Annotated in this window: 19 protein-coding genes; 12 read left to right on the top strand and 7 right to left on the bottom strand. The window is 57.9% G+C overall.

The window, feature by feature from the left end:
- Positions 1-24 precede the first annotated feature (24 nt).
- The 4 genes from chcC1 to chcC2 are packed head-to-tail and all read left to right on the top strand — an operon-like array spanning position 25 to position 5,198.
- Entirely contained in the window at positions 25-1,728 is a 1,704-nt protein-coding gene (gene chcC1 / locus ACFFFR_RS10715) for a 4-oxocyclohexanecarboxylate 2-dehydrogenase (protein WP_377460313.1), read from the top strand.
- Positions 1,725-2,042, top strand: a complete 318-nt coding sequence (locus ACFFFR_RS10720; protein WP_377460315.1) for a Dabb family protein — start codon at positions 1,725-1,727, stop codon at positions 2,040-2,042. Before chcC1 ends, ACFFFR_RS10720 begins: the two co-directional genes overlap by 4 nt.
- A gap of 8 nt (positions 2,043-2,050) precedes the next feature.
- Positions 2,051-3,415, top strand: a complete 1,365-nt coding sequence (locus ACFFFR_RS10725) for an MFS transporter (RefSeq protein WP_377460317.1) — start codon at positions 2,051-2,053, stop codon at positions 3,413-3,415.
- A gap of 10 nt (positions 3,416-3,425) precedes the next feature.
- The gene (gene chcC2 / locus ACFFFR_RS10730) at positions 3,426-5,198 is read left to right on the top strand and encodes a 4-oxocyclohex-2-ene-1-carboxylate 5-dehydrogenase (RefSeq protein WP_377460326.1); all 1,773 of its coding nucleotides are present in this window, start codon (positions 3,426-3,428) and stop codon (positions 5,196-5,198) included.
- Between the two features lie 135 nt (positions 5,199-5,333).
- On the opposite strand, the gene ACFFFR_RS10735 is transcribed toward chcC2, so the two are convergent.
- From ACFFFR_RS10735 to ACFFFR_RS10760, 6 genes are all read right to left on the bottom strand, one after another.
- Positions 5,334-6,755, bottom strand: a complete 1,422-nt coding sequence (locus tag ACFFFR_RS10735; protein WP_377460328.1) for a phytoene desaturase family protein — start codon at positions 6,753-6,755, stop codon at positions 5,334-5,336.
- Between the two features lie 4 nt (positions 6,756-6,759).
- A complete protein-coding gene (locus ACFFFR_RS10740) occupies positions 6,760-7,281 on the bottom strand; it encodes a hypothetical protein (protein ID WP_377460330.1) in 522 nt (173 codons plus the stop codon).
- Between the two features lie 75 nt (positions 7,282-7,356).
- Positions 7,357-7,878, bottom strand: coding sequence for a hypothetical protein (locus ACFFFR_RS10745; protein WP_377460331.1), 522 nt, complete (start codon positions 7,876-7,878; stop codon positions 7,357-7,359).
- A 149-nt stretch (positions 7,879-8,027) separates the two neighbouring features.
- Positions 8,028-8,525, bottom strand: a complete 498-nt coding sequence (gene tpx / locus ACFFFR_RS10750) for a thiol peroxidase (protein ID WP_377460333.1) — start codon at positions 8,523-8,525, stop codon at positions 8,028-8,030.
- Between the two features lie 95 nt (positions 8,526-8,620).
- The gene (locus ACFFFR_RS10755; protein WP_377460334.1) at positions 8,621-8,902 is read right to left on the bottom strand and encodes a hypothetical protein; all 282 of its coding nucleotides are present in this window, start codon (positions 8,900-8,902) and stop codon (positions 8,621-8,623) included.
- 144 nt (positions 8,903-9,046) lie between these two features.
- The gene (locus tag ACFFFR_RS10760) at positions 9,047-9,496 is read right to left on the bottom strand and encodes a MarR family winged helix-turn-helix transcriptional regulator (RefSeq protein ID WP_377460336.1); all 450 of its coding nucleotides are present in this window, start codon (positions 9,494-9,496) and stop codon (positions 9,047-9,049) included.
- A 178-nt stretch (positions 9,497-9,674) separates the two neighbouring features.
- On the opposite strand from ACFFFR_RS10760, the gene ACFFFR_RS10765 reads away from it, so the two are divergent.
- The 6 genes from ACFFFR_RS10765 to ACFFFR_RS10790 all read left to right on the top strand — a co-directional run bounded on the left by ACFFFR_RS10765 (position 9,675) and on the right by ACFFFR_RS10790 (position 15,893).
- On the top strand, positions 9,675-10,607 hold the full coding sequence (locus tag ACFFFR_RS10765; protein ID WP_377460338.1) for an SDR family NAD(P)-dependent oxidoreductase: 933 nt from the start codon (positions 9,675-9,677) through the stop codon (positions 10,605-10,607).
- A gap of 15 nt (positions 10,608-10,622) precedes the next feature.
- The gene (locus tag ACFFFR_RS10770; protein WP_377460340.1) at positions 10,623-11,507 is read left to right on the top strand and encodes an amidohydrolase family protein; all 885 of its coding nucleotides are present in this window, start codon (positions 10,623-10,625) and stop codon (positions 11,505-11,507) included.
- Positions 11,504-12,712 carry an acyl-CoA dehydrogenase family protein gene (locus ACFFFR_RS10775; protein ID WP_377460342.1) on the top strand — a complete coding sequence of 403 codons (1,209 nt, stop codon included), beginning with the start codon at positions 11,504-11,506 and terminating at the stop codon, positions 12,710-12,712. The genes ACFFFR_RS10770 and ACFFFR_RS10775 overlap by 4 nt, the downstream gene beginning before the upstream one ends.
- Positions 12,713-12,766: 54 nt before the next feature.
- The gene (locus tag ACFFFR_RS10780; protein WP_377460343.1) at positions 12,767-13,240 is read left to right on the top strand and encodes a MaoC family dehydratase; all 474 of its coding nucleotides are present in this window, start codon (positions 12,767-12,769) and stop codon (positions 13,238-13,240) included.
- An 8-nt stretch (positions 13,241-13,248) separates the two neighbouring features.
- Positions 13,249-14,214 carry an ABC transporter substrate-binding protein gene (locus ACFFFR_RS10785; protein ID WP_377460345.1) on the top strand — a complete coding sequence of 322 codons (966 nt, stop codon included), beginning with the start codon at positions 13,249-13,251 and terminating at the stop codon, positions 14,212-14,214.
- A 95-nt stretch (positions 14,215-14,309) separates the two neighbouring features.
- A complete protein-coding gene (locus ACFFFR_RS10790) occupies positions 14,310-15,893 on the top strand; it encodes an acyl-CoA synthetase (RefSeq protein ID WP_377460347.1) in 1,584 nt (527 codons plus the stop codon).
- A 12-nt stretch (positions 15,894-15,905) separates the two neighbouring features.
- Here ACFFFR_RS10790 and ACFFFR_RS10795 read toward each other — a convergent pair whose 3' ends face one another.
- Entirely contained in the window at positions 15,906-16,550 is a 645-nt protein-coding gene (locus ACFFFR_RS10795) for a hypothetical protein (RefSeq protein ID WP_377460349.1), read from the bottom strand.
- A gap of 641 nt (positions 16,551-17,191) precedes the next feature.
- Here ACFFFR_RS10795 and ACFFFR_RS10800 point away from each other — a divergent pair.
- Positions 17,192-18,037 carry an HpcH/HpaI aldolase/citrate lyase family protein gene (locus tag ACFFFR_RS10800; protein ID WP_377460351.1) on the top strand — a complete coding sequence of 282 codons (846 nt, stop codon included), beginning with the start codon at positions 17,192-17,194 and terminating at the stop codon, positions 18,035-18,037.
- A gap of 53 nt (positions 18,038-18,090) precedes the next feature.
- The gene (gene pdxS, locus ACFFFR_RS10805; protein ID WP_377460352.1) at positions 18,091-18,972 is read left to right on the top strand and encodes a pyridoxal 5'-phosphate synthase lyase subunit PdxS; all 882 of its coding nucleotides are present in this window, start codon (positions 18,091-18,093) and stop codon (positions 18,970-18,972) included.
- The last annotated feature ends 116 nt before the right edge of the window (positions 18,973-19,088 follow it).

Genomic DNA, 19,088 nt, shown 5'->3' on the forward strand with positions numbered 1-19,088 from the left:
AAATGATGTGAAGGAACCACGGCAGTGCAAAAACTAACCGAAAATTACTGGCGACTTGAAGAGGGTCCCGAAACTGAGCATACGTACGACGTTGTGGTCGTAGGCTCGGGAGCTGCAGCACTTACGGCTGCTGCAACCGCGGCCGACGGGGGGCTGTCGGTACTCGTTCTCGAAAAGAGCGCGTTCCTTGGCGGTACTTCCGCAGTATCTGGCGGCATGTTGTGGATCGTGGATAATCACCACGCTCGCACAGCGGGGCTAACGGACTCTAAAGAGTCCGGGTTGGAATATGTCGAAGCAATTGCCAATGGTCGAGGCCGGGCTGAGCTATTCGAGGCAGCGCTCAATGGTGGAGATGAAATGCTTCGATTTGTTGAAGAAGAACTGGGTGTTGAGTTCATTCTTCTTGACAATTTTCCTGACTATCGACAGGATCTCGCGGGCGCTGCAAAAGGTGGCCGCACCATTGAGCCGGCTCTATTCAATTTCAAAGCAGCCTTGGGCTCTTTAGCGGAGCACGTCCGCACGGACGGTCGCCACCCCTACACCATGCAGGAATACGAGTCGTGGGGAGCCTTTACAAAGTTTCCTTGGGATGAGCTGGAGGAGCGTCAACAAGCCGGAATCGCGGCAAAAGGCCATGCCCTCGTGTCGATGTTGCTGAAGGCATGTCTGGATCGCAATGTGGATTTCGCGATTGATGCGCGGGTGCAGAGCCTTCAAACAAGTGAAATTCGAGTATCCGGTGTGATGTTGGAAGACGGAACTTCTATTCAAGCTCGTGCTGGAGTTGTGTTGGCTGCTGGCGGATTTGAATGGGACAAAAAGTTAGCAGACTCGTTGCTTGCCACTCGCCTATTCACTATGTGTTCTCCCCCTTCAAACTCTGGTGATGCTTTGAAAATGGCACAACGGATAGGCGCGATGACTCGCGCGACTCGAGAAGCTTGGTGGGCTCCGATGTCATTGACGGGCGGTGTTCGCGATGGTCACGAAATTGGCTCTTTACTTCGCTTCGAAAGACAAGGTCCTGGTTCGATTATGGTGAACCGACATGGTCAACGATTCGCCAATGAAGCGCAGAACTACAATGATCTAGCCCGTTGCCTTCATTCGTGGGATTCGCCAAACAACCAACCATTGAATACCCCAGCACATGTTGTGTTCGACGAGTCATATCTGGAACGATACGGAATTCTTGAGCATCGCGCAGGACAGCCCACTCCGGATTGGCTCATTGAGGCCTCAACCCTGGAAGAACTCGCAGAAAAAATTAACGTCCCTCAGAAGAATCTTCTCGCTACTGTTGAACGCTTTAACGAGCACGCCGTTAGAGGAATTGATCCCGATTATGCGCGAGGGGAGTCTGAGTACGACCGTTATTGGGGTGATGCCGACAGCGAATGGCCGAACCCGTCGCTCGGTCCCCTTCAATATGGTCCGTACTACGCGCTAGAAGTGGTCAACGGCGCATTCGGTAGTTGTGGCGGTATTGCAACGGACGAGAAAGCGCGCGTCTTAAATGTGGATTTCGAGGTCATTCCGGGCCTCTATGCGGCAGGGAACTCAGCTGAGAATCCATTCGCATCCGGTTACCCTGGCGCGGGAGCGACGCTAGGGCCAATCATGACCATGTCATACCTCGCTGGGATGGACATTCGAGCGAATCACAACCTTCAAACGATGCAGAGCGACCTAGGTGTCCTTTCCGAGGTGGCGAGATCATGATTCGACACATCGTCCTTTTCAAATTCAAAGAGTCGTTCACGGAACAGATCCGAGCAAGGTGGATTCAAGGGCTCAATGGCATGAGAGGCAATATCCCAGGAATGCTCTCTTTAATCCACGGACCAGATGTCATGCAAACTGATTTGTCGTGGGAGTACGCGATCATTGCTGACTTTGCTTCACGTCAAGATCTTGCCGTTTACAACAGCCATCCCCTTCACGAAGCGATCAAGCCGCTTTCCCTTCCCAACGTTAAAGAGCTTGCATACGTTGACTTAGTTATGGGTGCAGGCGAATCAGAGAATTCTATCTAAGGATTGCAATGTCCAAAACAATCGATACTAGTAACGCCATCGCGACTACACCCGACATGAACGGAGCAAAACGGACGCCACGGAAAGCTGCGCTCGCGTCGTTTCTTGGCTCGACTCTAGAGTATTATGACTTTTTCATCTACGGCACGGCAGCAGCGTTAATCTTTCCGAAACTATTCTTTCCAGAGGGAGACCCAGCTGTTGCGACTGCTGGAGCTTTTGCGACTTTTGGTGTTGCCTATGTTGCGCGCCCGCTCGGCGGACTCGTGATGGGACACTTCGGTGACCGGATCGGAAGAAAGAACGTTCTTCTATTTACCTTGCTCCTGATGGGACTTGTTTCGCTGGGGATTGGGTTACTGCCTACCTATGAACAAATAGGTTTCTGGGCAACTGCTCTACTAGTTGTCGCCCGTCTTCTGCAGGGGTTCTCAGCTGGTGCTGAGTCGGCTGGTGCTTCTTCACTAACCATCGAGCACTCGCCTGAAGGCCGACGTGGATTCTTTACCTCTTTTGTGATGACCGGATACGCGTCGGGAATGGTGCTATCGACACTAGTATTCATACCTGTTTCTGCTTTGCCGGAAGAACAAATGATGAGCTGGGGCTGGCGTATTCCGTTCCTACTATCAGTGTTCGTCCTTGCCCTAGCATTTTGGGTTCGGACGAAGCTCGACGAAACTCCAGTATTCGAGGAGGAAGTTGCGGAAGCTGGAGAAGTGAAAGCGCTCCCAGCAGGTGATGTTCTCCGGTACCAATGGGCCGATGTGCTGCGTGTTCTGCTTATGTCTATCTTCTCCGTCATGCAGACCTTGTTTACGGTATTTGGACTTTCTTATGCTGTCGATTTCGGCGGCTTTGAACGTACACAAATTTTGACAGTCAACGCCACTGCAATCGGTTTATCGATGCTCGTTATGCCTTTTGCAGGCCACCTGTCGGACCGAGTGGGGCGTAAACCGCTGATGCTTACGGCCATGATCGGGTCGACCGTGATGCTATATCTGTATTTTCTAGCACTCGGTACCGGAAATATCTGGCTTGTCTTTGGCGCAAGTTTCATGTTCATGACGGTTCTGTACTCTGGCTTCAATGGCGTATGGACCTCATTCTTCGGTGAACTATTCGCCGCCCCAGTCCGCTATACGGGGATGGCCATGGGGAACCAACTTGGTCTAGTCGTAGCTGGTTTTGGTCCGCTAATTGGAGGGCTGATACTGGGTGACGGGGTAAACGGTTGGATCCCGGTAGCAGTGTTTGGAACCGTTTGTGCACTGATTGCAGCGGCGGCAGCACTAAGCGCTCGCGAAACCGCGCATACCAAGATCGAAGATCTCGGTGAACCGTTTCTAAAAGCTACTGGGAAACTTTAGGAGTTGGCACGTGAGAAACGTAAAAACGGGCAAAGAATATCTTTCCGCCGGAACAACGAAATGTGATGTTCTGGTCGTTGGCTCCGGGGTCTCCGGACTCGCTACTGCGATTCGTGCAGCTCACGAGGGACTCAGTGTCATCGTCGCGGAGCAATCCACGCACTTTGGTGGCACAACTGCTCTATCCGCGGGATGGGCTTGGGTCCCAGGAAACCTGAAAGGCGCTACCGCCAGCGAGGACACCCGCGAAGAAATTGAGACTTACCTGAAGGCGCTATCACCAGAAAACTATGATGCTGAGCGTGTCAAGGCATTCTTGGATACGGTCCCCGAGGCCATTGATTTCTTTGAGCAGGAAACGGCAGTCGAATTCACTTATCCGGAAAAGGCCCCCGATTATCAGATGGATTTACCGGGCGCAAAAATTGGCGGACGAGCAATTCTCCCGTCAGATGCAAACGCGGAAATATTGGGGGATCGACGTCTAGAGCTACAACCGTATCTGAGCTCTTACACAGTGTTTGGATACATGCCGCAGGTCGGGCCGGACCTTACCCAGTTCTTGCACGCTAATCAGTCATTGAAGTCTTTCGGCTATGTCACCAGGAAGCTCTTGAAAACTTGGGCCGACATCGCACTGCACAAGCAGCCGAGAATACGCACGAATGGATCAGCGCTCATCGTGAGAATGATCCGATCTGCGCTTGACCTCGGCGTTCGCGTGTGGACTGGAACCCCAGTCAAAGAATTGATCCGCGATTCTAAAGGTTCCGTTGTCGGAGCGCGAATCGGCGGAAAGCACGGCGGAAAGGTTATGACCCGGTACGGGGTGGTCCTTGCCGGAGGAGGATTCTCCGGAAATGAACAGCTACGCCGTAAGTACTTTGAGCATGACGCTGACGGGGGACAACATTTCACGCCTACGCAAGGTCATGACGGATCGTCGGCGGAGATGGCGCTTGAAGTTGGAGGGGTAATTTCCGAAGCTGTATCTTCGGTGGGATCGTGGGCACCTGTAACAGTTTTTAGACACCTCCGTTCCGGGAAGCCACGATTGTTTCCGCACCTGCGTCAGATTGGTCTGCCTGGCATGATTACTGTCGACAGAAAGGGAAAACGTTTCGGAAATGAGGCTTTGAGCTATCACGACTTCGGTGGAGCCATGCTTGACCACATGCGTCAGGAGAAAGAGGTTGTGGCATGGATCATCGGAGACAAGAGACTCATGGACAAGTATGGAATTGGCTATGCAAAGCCATGGCCTGTACCTAGGGGTTTTTTCCGCACTGTTGGATACCTCAAGTCAGGAAACTCGCTCGCCGAGCTGGCCGGCCGACTCGGTATTGATTCCGTGGAACTAGAGTCGACCGTGAAGCGATTTAATGACGGCGCACGACAAGGCGTCGATCACGAGTTTGGACGTGGTTCCACTGCCTATAACCACTTTCGTGGGGACATGTTACATAAGCCGAATCCGAACCTGGCTCCATTGGAGAAGGGGCCCTTTTACGCGGCCGAAGTCAGGATGGGAGACTTAGGAACCTTTGCGGGAATAGATACGGATTCCCAATGTCGCGTCCTAAACGAAAAGAAGGAGCCTATCCGAGGACTATTTGCGGTAGGAGCTGCGGCAGTCTCGGTATTTGGCGGCGGGTATCCAGGATACGGTTCGCACATCGGACCAGGATTAGTGTTTGGCTATCGCCTGGGGCGAGACATTTTGAAACTGTCGGAACAACTCTCAACCTCAACTATTGGCGACAAGCACATTCATGAACTGTGAATCGTCACCCAAATGGTCGGGTGGCATTTCAATTATGAAGTCGCCCGACCTTTGACTGCGAGTGGCACAACACGCTGTTGTCGCGTTTTTCGGAAGTCGGATCCCAACACACCGATCTGATTAGCAAGGGTGACTCTAGGCCCCGAGGTCGTTCAACAGGGACGATGCGGCGTGCCAACCTGCCATGCCGTGGGCGCCACCGCCGGGTGGCGTTGCTGCCGAGGCCATGTAAAGTTGCCGCTTCTTGAGCCGATAGGGGTGGAAAGAAGGCAGTGGCCGCACGAATTGCTGGAGGCCACTGAGCGAACCACCTCCGATATCCCCGTCCACGAGGTTCGGGTTCCACGCCTCCAAGACTCGCGGCGGTGACTCGTGTACCGCGAGGACGCGTTGACTAAAACCCGGGGCGAAGCGTTCGAACTGATTGATGATGCTCTTCAACACGCTGCCGTTGTAGCCGCGGGGAACATGCGCGTAGCTGCTGAGCACGTGCTGATCTTCGCGCGGACTGCGGGTGGGATCGGCGGCCTGCTGCTGCGAGACCATCACAAAGGGGCGATTTGCGACCCGACCGTTCACGACAGCAGATTCGGCCGCCAGCAACTCATCTGCGGTCCCGACCAGATGAATCGTGCCGGCCGAGGCGATCCGCTCATCCAGCCACGGCACAAGCCCCTGTAAGAGAAAGTCGGCCTTGGACACCGACGGACCGTATCGCCAGTGAGCGAGAAGCCGCCGCTGCAGCGATGACAGCTCGACCCCTCGAAGAGCCAAGATCTGGTGCGGGGTCAGATTCAGCACCGTGGCATCGGCAGGCGGAAGTTCTCTCAGATCAACGATAGGCCGATTCGTCAGGATTGTTCCGCCATGATCGGACAACACCGAGGCGAGCGCGTCGACCAACGTCTGCGTGCCGCCCGCAACAACCGGCCACCCGGTGGTCATGCCCAAGCCGCCGAAGAGGATACCAACGGCGCTGGTGAATGGGTGCTGTGGTGGCACGATCGGGTGTGCAGCTGACCCCGTAAACAATGCTCTGGCTTCGGCCGAGCTAAAGATCCGGTTCGCGGTGGTTCTTGCGGGGAGGAGTGCCCGCAGACCGAATCGGGCCATGAAACCCAAGTCTTCTGGCCAACGCGTTAGTGGGCCAAACAGGTTCTGCGCCGCTCGCGCTGGATTCAAGGCAACCGACTCGTGAAGTGAACGCCACGCTCGGTGATCTGCGGCGGGTAAGAGATCAAGAGTGCGCTGCACGTCCTGCTCCAACAAAGCCGTTTTGTCGCTAGCGATCGGGTGCGCGAGCGGATATTTCGGGTGGATCCAGCGCACGCCGTGTTCTTCAACGTTCAAGTGCTTGAAGGCCGGGCTGATGACTCCGGTGGGGTGAGCGGCAGCCCCAAGATCGACTACCGAGCCGTTGCCGAACACATCTGCGGAACGCGCCGCGCCTCCAAGCCGCTGGTCTGCCTCAAAGACCGTCACCTCTGCGCCGGCAGCAGCGAGCCGACAGGCTGCGCTCAGGCCGTTGAGACCACCGCCAATGACATTGACCCGCATTCAGCTAGTTTGTCAGCGACCACTCGACGTGATCATCGGCCGCGCGGTAGATGTTGACCGGCTCCGGCGGATTCAACCGCATCAGATAACCCTCGGTACGGGCCAGGTGTTCGGCGCGCTCGCGTTCGGTGGCGTCACTGATGTTGAGGTTGAGCCTGTTGGTATCGCGTGTTGCGGTGTTGAAGAACCGCCTATAGAGCTTCTTCGGTAGTACTCCCGCCCGAACGCGCTCAGCTTTGTAGCCTTGGCGGTTGTGGCGCTCATCGTCGTATTCGATGTGCAGGGTGATGAAGCGTCGGTCTTTGGATGGGTCCGTCTCAGCGAGGTTATCCGGGGTGGCATCGATGAAGCCGGCAACCAGTTTGCCGGGGAGTGCTTGGCGGCCGTCGGCGCGAACCTGACGCAGGCCGCGCTTGTTTCGCTGAACAAGCACCATGAAGGTGGCCGCGATGACGACCGGCAGGGCGATGATGAAGATCGCCGGCCACGCGTTGATGAGGGTTTCAAGAGGGGTAGGCGAGCCCATGATGGACTCCTTAGGATCGAGGTGGTTTCTCTAGTGTCTCCACTTTCACGCTAGCACTCCCGACTGGGCATTACCCTAGCGCGCTAGGGACCACTCGATTTCCCCATTGCGGCCGCGATGCACCGTGACTGGCTCCGGCGGGTTCAGCCGCATCAGGTAGCCTTCGGTCCGGGCCAGTTCCTCCGCGCGCTCACGTTCGATAGGATCCGCGATGTTCAAGTTGACGTTCCCCACAAAGCGCAGGGTGGTTCTGAAGAAACGCTTCCGAAGTTTTTCTCGCACCGCGCCGACTCTGGTGCGCTGATCCTCGTACGTTTGCAGGTTGTTTTCGTTGTCGCGGTACTCGATGTACATCGTGATGAATCTACGATCCATGGATTCACCCGGCGGTGGACGGTTGGTGGCCCGCGCATCGATGAACCCGGCCACCACGTGGCCTTGGAATTCTTCCCATCCGCCCACGCCGACTTTGCGGTAGCCACGCTTGCTGCGTTGAATTGCGATCATCGCAATAATGCCGACGAGCAAGATCAGCCCGATGAAGAGCAGAAATGGCCAAGCGTTGAACAGCATCTCTACCGGTGAGGGTGGTCCCATTGCGGTGAACCTTTCCGGATTAGTGGTCAGGAATGCGTACACAATTTCACGCTAACACCTCGGGTCAGCAATATTGCGGACAAAAAAGAATGCTCCCGCCACGAAGGACGGGAGCATTCCACACAGAAACTATTCTGCGCGAGCCAAGCTTAGTTCAGAGCAGCCAGCGCGGAATCGTAGTCTGGTTCGGTCTTGATTTCCGGAACCAGCTGGTTGTAAACAACCTTGCCGTTTTCATCCAGCACGACCACGGAGCGAGCCAGCAGACCGGCCAGTGGGCCATCCTGCTGGGTTACACCGAAATCTTCGCCGAAGGAAGAACGGAATGCCGAAGCCGCAACGGTGTTCTGGATACCCTCGGCACCGCAGAAACGATCCAGCGCAAACGGAAGATCCTTGGACACGTTCACCACAACGGTGTTGTCCAGGCTCGCAGCAGCTTCGTTGAACTTGCGGACGCTTGCAGCGCAGACGCCGGTATCAACGGAAGGGAAGATGTTCAGCACGACCCGCTTGCCGGCGAAGTCAGCGGACTTCACGGCGCCCAGATCGGTACCGACAAGATCAAAAGTAGGGGCGGTTTCACCGACGGCTGGCAATTCGCCAGCGGTGGTGACTTCATTTCCATCAAGAGCAGTTTTAGCCATAATCCAAGTCTCACATGGAAACAAAGTGTTTGCCATCTCCACCTAGCGGAAATGTTCACAAATGGTGGCCATTACTCGGCCAGAGAAACTTTGCTTCAACGCCGCAGGATCCGGAGAAATCCGGCGGCAGCGAGGGTCACGATACCAACGACAAAAATCCAGAATCCCGCTGTCATCCCAGCGACAATCGCCGGTGGCGTAGGCCCAGGATCGATGCCCAGATCCTCGGTCAGTCGGTAGTCCACGCCCGCAGCAACAACGAAAGCGATGCAGATAAGCAGGCCAAGAATAGTGGCCGCAGCGCCGATGATCAGCAGCGCCTTCGTTGGCGTCCGCCCGAAGTTCACCTGTCTGGCCTGTGGGGTTACATGCTGCAAAACGCATTCTCCTTCATCGCTGTCTCCTCAGTATCTGCTGGAGAAAGTGAATCCGGAAATGTGTTGAGCAAGTCCCATCATCGTGAAGATCGGGCTGCGCGGTCGTGGATTAACCAGCCCGGCCCTGTGGCTGGCAGCGGCAGTTTAGAAGGCGATTTTCTGCAGGATGGCGCGCAGCTGAGCGCGTTCACGGCGAGACAGGGTGCCCAGGTAATCGTCTTCGGCAGCCATCGTCAGAGCATACGCGCGGTCGTAAAGCGTGTGACCGTCATTCGTTGCGGTGATGATCTTGGACCGGCGGTCGGAGGGGTCGACTTCGCGCTTGACGAGGCCGCGCTTCTCGAGCTCATCGACTAGCGCGACGATCTGGCTGGGATCGAGGTGCAGGAATTCGCCGAGTTCGCGCTGGGTGGGATTCATGCCCGAGCAGGCGAGGGAGAGGACGGAAAACGAACGAACCTTCAGGCCTTCCTCGGCAAGCAACTCGTTAGCGCGGGTGTTGCCTTGAGCGCGAGCACGGGCGAGCAAGAACTGGACTTCCTGTGCAAGGGATGTTTCTTGCAGCCGGTTGGCAGTTAGCGGCCTGATGGTCATGGTGTTCTCTTTTCGTACCAAGTGTGTTGATTGATATTTTCAACTATTTGGGCGAAGAAGTCAACTGTCTAAGGTCGCTTCTTTCTTGAAATCAAACTATTGACAATTTCAACTAAATGGCTGCATGATGGAGACAGTTTCATAAACCAGTCATTCCTAGTGGAGGAAGTTCACCATCATGTCACTTTCAGGAAAAGTTGCCGTTGTTACCGGTTCTGGTCAGGGTTTGGGCCTTGCGTACGCCCAAGAGCTGGTCAAGCAGGGCGCCGCGGTCATCATCAATGATGTGAACCAAGAGGTCGCCGACGCCGCTGTTGCCAGCATCACAAACGCCGGTGGCAAGGCCGCAGCAGTCGTTGCCCCGGTCGGCTCCACCGAGACCGCGCAGCAGCTCGTCAAGGCCGCCGTGGACAACTTCGGCCGCCTAGACATTCTCGTCACCAACGCCGGCATCCTGCGCGACCGCTCCCTGCTGAAGATGAGCGATGAAGACTTCGATGCGGTGATCAACGTCCATCTGAGCGGCACCTTCACCTGCGTTCGTGAGGCGTTCGCCTACTTCAAGGAGAACGAGATCCCCGGCCGCATCATCACCATTGGTTCCCCAACCGGCCAGCGCGGCAACTTCGGCCAAACCAACTACGCCGCCGCCAAGGCCGGCATCGTGGGTATGGTCCGCACCTGGGCCATCGAAATGAAACGCGCAGGCGTCACCGTCAACACCGTCATCCCGGTGGCTGCCACCGCCATGACCGAGACCGTTCCGCTGTTCCAGAAGGCCGTCGAGGCCGCCCGCAAGGGCGAGGCCATGCCGGAATTCTTCCGCAAGGAGATGGGCTTCGGCACCGCCGAGGACGTCGCCGGCCTGGTGGCCTTCCTTGCCTCCGATGAGGCCGCTAACATCACCGGTCAGGTCATCGGCGCCGGCGGCGACCGCCTGCAGCTGTGGAGCCACCCCGAGGCCGTCGAGAACCTCTACCAAGACGGCGGCTTCAGCTACGAGGCGCTGCAGCAGCGCTTCAACGCCGAACTCGGTGACAAGCTGCAGTCCGTCGGCGAAGAGTTCCCGGAACTGCCGGAAGAACTCCGCCCAGAAATGCCAAAGCGCTAAGGACACTCGATTCTGATGCGTTATGAAACCGCTGTCGATTTCGAGGCCATCCAGGCCATCGATATGCACGTGCACTTGGAGGTCGATTCTTGCGGCCACAAGTCCATGCCGCAAGAATTCTTCGACGCCTCCGCCGCCTACTTCAAGGCCTCCGAGCGCACCCCGAGCGTGGACACCATCGCGCAGTTGTACCGCGAGAACAACATGGCCGCGGTGCTGTTCACCATCGACGCCCGCACCCAGCTGAACCACATGCCCAACTCCATCGACGATTTGGTGGCCGGTGCCGCCAAACACAACGATGTGTTGATCCCCTTCGGTTCCGTGGATCCGCGCACCGGTGCCGAGGCCATCACCGAGGCCAAACGTCAGGCCCAAGAACTCGGGGTGTGGGGCTTCAAGTTCCACCCCTCCGTACAGGGCTTCGACCCCTCCGATGAGCAGTACTACCCGCTCTGGGCGGCGTTGGAAGAACTCGGTCTGCCGTGCGTCTTCCACACCGGCCAGAACGGCATGGGCGCAGGGCTACCCGGCGGCGCCGGTATCAAGCTGCGCTACTCCAACCCGCTGCTGCTCGATGACATCGCCGCGGACTTCCCGCATCTGACCATCATCATGGCCCACCCGTCGGTGCCGTGGCAGGAGGAAGCCAACTCGATCGCCACCCACAAGGCCAATGTGTACATTGACCTCTCCGGCTGGTCGCCACGGTACTTCCCGGAGTCGCTGGTGCGGCTGTCCAACAACGTCTTGTCCAACAAAGTTCTGTTCGGCACCGACTTCCCGCTTATCACCCCGCAGAAGTGGCTGAAGGCGTTCGCCGAGTTGCCGATCAAGGAAGACGTCGTGCCCAAGGTCATGAAGACCAACGCGCTGAAAGTTCTCGGGGTCCAGGCATGAGTCAGCAAGAACGCGAGGCGCTGGCCGCAGAACTTTACCCGGAGGACCTCTACGGGCTGGCCAGCCTGCTCAGCGTGGCCGAACTGACCACGCTGAAGCAGCTGCGCGAGGTCCTGAACGAAAAGGTCGCCCCGCACGTGGCCGAACACTGGGAGGCCGGGACCTTCCCCACCCGGATCATCCAGCCGCTGGTCGAGCTGGACCTGATGGATCCGCCCGCGCTGCGCGAGGCCGGTGAGGAACCAACCCAGCTCTACGCCGGATTCCGCAACTACGAGCTGTCCCGCACCGACCCGTCGGTCGCCACGTTCTACAACGCCCAGTCCGGGCTGTTCCGCACCACCGTCAACCTCGGTGGTAGCGCCGAACAGGTGGCCGAGCTGGAACCGAAGATCCGTAACTGGGAGTACTTCGGGGTCTTCGCGCTCACCGAACCGGACCACGGCTCAGACATCGCCGGTGGCCTGGAAACCACCGCCAGCTTCGATGAGACCAGCGGCGAGTGGGTCATCAACGGGTCCAAACGCTGGATCGGTGGGGCCGCGCTGGCGGACGCGCTCGCCGTGTTCGCCCGAGACACCGCGGACAAGCAGGTTAAATGCTTCCTCGTCCCGCGTGAGGCCGAGGGTGTCACGCTGACCAAGATCGAGGGCAAGACCGCCCTGCGCATCATGCAGAACGCGGACATCGACCTTAAAGATGTCCGGGTGCCGGATTCGGCCCGCCTGCAGAATATCAACTCGTTCAAGGATGTGGCGGGCTGCCTGCGCAACATGCGCTCGGACGTCGCTTGGATCGCCACCGGCGCCATGGCCGGGGCCTTCGACGCCGCCCGCAACTACGTCACCACGCGCGAACAGTTCGGCAAGAAGCTCGCCCAGTTCCAGCTCATCCAAGAAAAGCTGGCGCTGATGGCAGCCAACCTCACCGCCGCGCTGACCATGGTCACCCGACTCACCCAGCAACAGCAAGAAGGCAAGTACCGGGACGAGAACTCGGCCATGGCCAAAATGTATATCGCCCTACGGCTGCGCGAGAACGTGGCGCTCGCCCGCGAAATCTGCGGCGGCAACGGCATCACCTTGGACGCCAAGGTGGCCCGCTTCCACGCCGACGCGGAAGCCATCTACTCCTACGAAGGTACTCACGAGATCAACTCGCTGATCCTCGCCCGCGCCCTCACCGGCTACAGCGCCTTCGTCTAAACCACCGTCAAACTTCACGCTTCAACGACCCTGACCGAAAGGACCCTGCACACGATGACCACCGAGATCACTGCCAAGAACACCGTCAGCTTTGACGAGGTCAAAGACATGATCGGTAAAGACTTGGGCTACACCGAGTACCGGACCGTCACCCAAGAGATGATCAACACGTTCGCTGACGCCACCGACGACCACCAGTGGATCCACACCGACCCGGAAGCGGCCAAGGATGGCCCATTCGGTGACACCATCGCCCACGGTTTCCTCACGCTGGCCATGATCATCCCGTTCTGGACCGAACTGTTGGGCGTCACCGGGGTGAAAACCAAGGTCAACTACGGCCTCGACAAGGTCCGTTTCACCAACCCCGTCAAAGTCGGTTCCAAGATCCGCATGAAAGCCACCTGCGCCGATGTGCAGGAAGTCAAAGGCGGCGGTCTGCACCTGGTGGCAGACTGCGTCATCGAAATCGAAGGTGTCGAACGCCCCGCTGTCGTCGCTACCTTCCTGGCCCGTTTCTACCGTTAGGAAAGACCATGAAAAAAGGCCTGCTAAAATCCATGGCCGTCGGCGCGATCGCGCTGCTCGGCCTGACCGCTTGTGGTTCCGGCGGCGGCAACGATGCCGCTGAAAGTGAGACCACCAAGATCACTGTTGGCGTACTCTCGATCGCCCCATCGGTTGCCATGGAATATGGCATCCAAGAAGGCATCTTCGAAAAGCACGGCCTCGAGGTTGAATTGCAAACCGGTCAGGGCGGTGCAGCGATGCTGCCGGCCGTCTCCACCGGCCAGATGCAGTTCGCCGTGGGTAACCCACTTTCCGTGCTGACCGCAGCCGACAAAGGCATGGACATGCGTATTGTCACCGGTTACTCCAACTCTAAGGCTGACGGCGATGACATCAACGGTGTCGTCGTGCGCAAGGACTCCAACATCAAAGAATGGGCCGACCTCGAAGGCAATACCACTGCCGTCAACGCCTTGAAGACCCAGGGTGACCTGACGATTTTGGCCTCCACCGAAAAAGCCGGTGGGGACCCGAGCAAGCTGAACTTCTCTGAGATGCCATTTCCGGACATGCCAGCCCAGCTTGAACGCGGCAACATGGACGCCATGTGGGCTCCAGAACCGGTGCTGTCCATGGCGTTGGCCGATGAAGACAACGAACTGCTCGGCTACCCGAACCAGGAAGCCATCCCGGGCATGCCCACCATGGTCTCCTTCACCTCCGGCAACTACGCCGAGGAGAATCCTGAAGTGATCGAGAAGTTCCAAGCCGCCATGAAGGAAACCCTTTCCGCTGCACAGGAAAACGATCAAGATGCCCGTGCCCTGCTGCCGGACTTCGTGAACATGGACAAGGATCTAGCCGAAAACATGAACATGGAGGACTGGGACGGAGAAATCCCGACCGACCAGCTGCAGGAACTGGCTGACTTTGCCGTGAAGTTCGAGTTCCTCGGCAAGGACCCAGACATGGACAAGGTCCTGCTGAAGTAACCCCCTAACGTGCCAGTGCTGGTCCCGGTCATAAGTGCCAACCGGGACCAGCCCCGGCCCCATTTCTTGATCTCTTGAGGAAGGAACGAAAGTCAATGCGCCACCGTGGCTTGGGGAATTGGATTCACCGTCGCCGGGAGAAAAGCCGGGGCAAAACTGCCATCATCTCCCCGTTTGGTGAGCTCAGCTATGACGAGCTTGCCGACCGCATTGATCAGCTGGCCGCCGCGCTCGCGGACGCCGGTGTCAGCCGTGGCGACCGCGTCGCCTACTTGGGGGAGAACCACCCCGCCTTCCTCGAAACGCTGTTCGCGACCACCAGCCTGGGTGCGATCTTCGTACCGCTGAACACCCGCCTGGTACCGGCGGAGATCGCATTCGCGCTCAAAGACTCCGGCGCCAGCGTCCTCATCTTCTCCCGCGTTCTTGAAGGACTGGCGGTGCTGGCTCACCGCCAACTGAGCACCGAAACCGAAGACGTAACAGAGCCTTCCTTGGGCCTGCTGATCGCCGTCAACGATGGTGAACCCGTTGACTATGCCCGGCCGGACGATAGTCCCGAAATCCTCCAGTACGAAGACTTCCTTGCCTCGAGCGCCGGGGCGGAGCACCGCGACGTGCCCGTCGCGCTGGAAGACCCTGCGGTGATCCTCTACACCTCCGGCACCACCGGCAACCCCAAGGGTGCCGTGCTCAGCCATCAAAACTTCACCTGGAACAGCTTCAATGTCCTAGTCGACTACGACGTCAGCTCCACGGACGTCGCGATGATGATCGCGCCCATGTTCCACGTCGCCTCTTTAGGCATGGGTGTGCTGCCGATGCTGCTCAAGGGCGCCACCGTGGTCTTGGAACCCAAGTTTGATCCCGGACGAACCCTAGAACTGATCGAAAAACATCAGGCCACCAGCATCTCCGGGGTGCCTACCACCTACCAGATGCTCTGCGAGCACCCGGACTGGGACCGCCGAGACATCTCCTCGCTGGGCAAACTCACTTGCGGTGGCTCGGCCGTGCCACACCGCGTGATGGACGCGTACGAGGAGCGGGGGCTGTCCTTCTCCGGTGGCTACGGCATGACGGAAACCTCGCCCGGGGCCACCTCCATGCAGCCGGCGATGTCCCGGATCAAGGCCGGCTCCGCCGGACTGCCACACTTCTTTACCGACATCCGCATCGTCGACCCACTCGGAGAGCCCTGCAGCGTGGGTGAGGTCGGGGAGATCCAGATCCAGGGCCCCAACGTGATCGCCGAGTACTGGAACCGTCCGGACGCGACCGCGGCCTCCTACGATGAGGGTGGTTGGTTCAAGTCCGGGGACATGGGGTACCGGGACGAACAGGGTTACCTGTTCATTTCCGACCGGCTCAAAGACATGATCATTTCCGGTGGCGAGAACATCTACCCGGCGCAGGTCGAACAAGAAATCGCCCAGCTGCCCCAAGTTGGCTCCGTCGCCGTGATCGGTGTCCCGGATGAGAAGTGGGGCGAGGTGCCCAAGGCCATCATCGTGCTGCGAGACGGATTCCAGCTGAGCGTGGCCGAGGTGCGCGAATACTTGGCCGACCGAGTAGCCAAGTACAAGATCCCGCCCACCGTCGAGTTCGTGGCCGATATGCCGCGCACGGCCTCCGGTAAGATCCGTAAAACAGATCTGCGTAAGAAGTACGCAAACTAGGCTCGATTCGCGCTAGTTGTGCGGGTCCTGCCTAGGACCATACGGGTCCTCAACGCCGAGGGCCTGGCGGACATTTGCCCCATCCAAGGTGATGGTTGGGGTCTTGCCACCGGCGGCCGCCGCTGCAGTCATCTCCAGCTGGGCCACCAACTGGGCAGCTTGGCACCACCCCGGATTTACGATGGTCCCAGAGAGCTCAACCCGCACCGCATCAGACTCGGTGGTCACATTCTTGACTGTGACATCGTTGAGGTTCTTCAGCGGATCCAACAGCTGCGGTTCGCCGTGATAGTACTGCTCGTTGCCCAGCAAAAACTCCAAGGCGGTTTGGACCGGCTCCTCGGTCTTCACAGGCACCGTATTGACCAAGACCATTGCTTCCCCGCAGGTCAACGTGGTCCGCGAATCGTCCGGATATTCGGCGGTGTAGGCCGCTGAACCAACCAGGTACAGCGGCAGTTTCGTTAGCCCATCGTCTTCAACAGCGACCGATGAGGTTGGCGTCGAGCCAGTGTCCTCACCATTTTCAGCAGTTTTGTTGTTCCCATTGGAATCCCCGTGAGGGGAGCAACTAGTCAGCAGCAGGGCAGTGATCGCCGCGCCGGCCAACAAGGTGCTGGCCCGGGATTTCAGACGAAAAGAGGGGTTCTGGGCCACGGGGTTTCGGGCTGCTTTCTGGGTTGACGTTCGATTCTTTCCCCGATTCTATCGGTGCGCAATGCTCGGCGGAGTCGAATCCGCTATTTCTACCCGTTTGTTGCAGAACAAAGGCGCTGGCTTTTCCTGCACGCGGGAATTCTTTCTGAAGGTCTCTGCTTCAAACGCATCGGTTTTAACGTAGAAAGCCGGGGCCTCCTAATAGGGGGGATAGGAGGCCCCGGCGGCCACAAGATCGGGGCGACTAGGGGGTACCGCTCTCAGATGATCTTGTGGAGTCTGTATCTACATCCATCAATGTAGTGCATCACGCCCAGCCGACGAAACTGTCGCGCAAGGGTTTTCGCTCCTCGCTAAGGCTGTCGGGGCGGATCTCATCAAGCTATGAAGCTCTTGTTGAACATCGGGATTCAGTCTACGCCCCATAGTGAACCAAAAGAGCCAACACGACAAAATGTGATCTAAGTCAATCGATATTGTCCTCAGTATAAATCTCCAAAAGCGTCGATGCAGTGCGCCGGCAGGTGACTTATGACGAATTATGACGCTCGCGGATTCGAAGGGATTATCGAGAAAGCAAGAAATGTTCAGCATTACTTTCACGATGTGAAATCTGCGCCCCGAAAGCATAGGCTAGAGGCATGCCAATCCGTAATCGTCGCGCTGCCGCCCTACCGGCCACACTTTCGCGTTCCTGGCTGCTGGTGAATGCGTCCAAACCAGAAGACTTTGCACCTGGCCTCGGTTCCGAAGCTGATTCCGTCATCTTTGATCTCGAGGCCTCCGTTCCCGATGCCCAGAAGGCCCAAGCCCGCGAAGACGTTTGTAATGCCTTGGATTCGGGTATGACGGCGTGGGTACGTATTAATGGTATTGAAACTGACGAGTGGGCTGAGGATCTCTCTGCACTCTCGGAAACTAAGGGTCTGCGTGGAGTCATGTTGGCCATGACGGAAAAGCCAGAACAAGTCACCCACACTGCTATGCGCCTACGCGCAGGCACGCCTGTGATCGCGCTACTGGAGTCGGCGCTGGGCATCGAAAACGCCACACAAGTAGCGCTGGCTCCGGGTACCTTCCGCCTTGCTTTTGGCACCAACGACTTCCGTAAAGACACCGGTGTCTCGGATGATCCGATCGCGTTGGCGTACGCGCGCTCCAAACTTGTTGTCGCTTCCCGCGTCGGCAAATTGCCTGGTGCAATCGATGGCCCAGCCGGGGCAGCTGACGATGTTGACACCGTCCTAGAATCTTGCCGGATCACCGCCATGATGGGCATGACCGGCAAGCTCTGCCTGAACCGGAACCAGACAGACACTGTCAACGCTGGTCTTTCGCCCTCCACTGATGAGCTGGACTGGGCGAAGGAATTGCTCGATGCGCACGCGGCCGGAGCCTCCGTCGGTGATGGCTCCTACCTGCCTCGTCTGGCGCGTGCCCAGAAGATTCAGCAGCTTGCCGATTCGTACGGGCTGTGGAATGCCTAAGGGCAATGCTCTTAGAATCTAAGAGCTAGTTGTATTTCATGAAAGGAACTTTGGTGAGCTCAGACTCTCTCCGCGCAAAAACTGGAGTAGCGGATCAGTTCAATGGCGGCGTCATCATGGACGTTGTGACGGCAGAACAAGCCAAAATTGCTGAAGATGCCGGCGCAGTCGCCGTCATGGCGCTCGAGCGCGTACCAGCTGACATTCGCGCACAGGGCGGCGTTGCCCGTATGAGCGATCCAGACCTGATTGAAGGCATCATCGATGCCGTCTCCATCCCGGTCATGGCCAAAGTTCGCATCGGGCACTTCGTTGAGGCCCAGATCCTGCAGCAGCTCAAGGTCGACTTCATCGACGAGTCCGAGGTGCTCTCCCCGGCCGACTACGTACACCACGTCAACAAGTGGAACTTCGATGTTCCTTTTGTCTGCGGTGCGACCAACCTCGGTGAAGCCCTGCGCCGCATCGCCGAAGGCGCAGCCATGATTCGCTCCAAGGGCGAGGCTGGCACGGGCGATGTTTCCGAGGCCACCAAACACATTCGCACCATTTCCGAGGAGATCAACCGTATCGCCTCCTTGGGCGAAGACGATCTCTATGTGGCTGCCAAAGAACTGCAATCCCCGATCGAGCTGGTTCAGTACGTTGCCAAGAACAAGTCCCTGCCGGTGCCGTTGCTGACCGCCGGTGGCGTGGCCACCCCTGCCGACGCCGCCATGATGATGCAGCTTGGCGCGGACGGCGTTTTCGTTGGCTCGGGTATCTTCAAGTCTGGTGAACCAGCCAAGCGTGCTGCGGCCATCGTGAAGGCTGTCAACAACTACCAGGATCCTGCCGTGCTGGCCGAGGTCTCCCGGGGCCTCGGCGAGGCCATGGTCGGCATCAACGTATCCGACCTGCCAGCACCACACCGCCTGGCTGAACGCGGCTGGTAACGCCTGACCGCCTAACTCTCAGTCGTAAATGTGGCCCTCGGTTCGACAGCGAACCGGGGGCCACATGCGTTGAGGGCAGTGCTGCTGGTGTATTGAACATTTGCCAACCGGTTATG

It is taken from the genome of Micrococcoides hystricis (assembly GCF_042434215.1).
GTDB classification, from domain to species: Bacteria; Actinomycetota; Actinomycetes; order Actinomycetales; family Micrococcaceae; genus Micrococcoides; species Micrococcoides hystricis.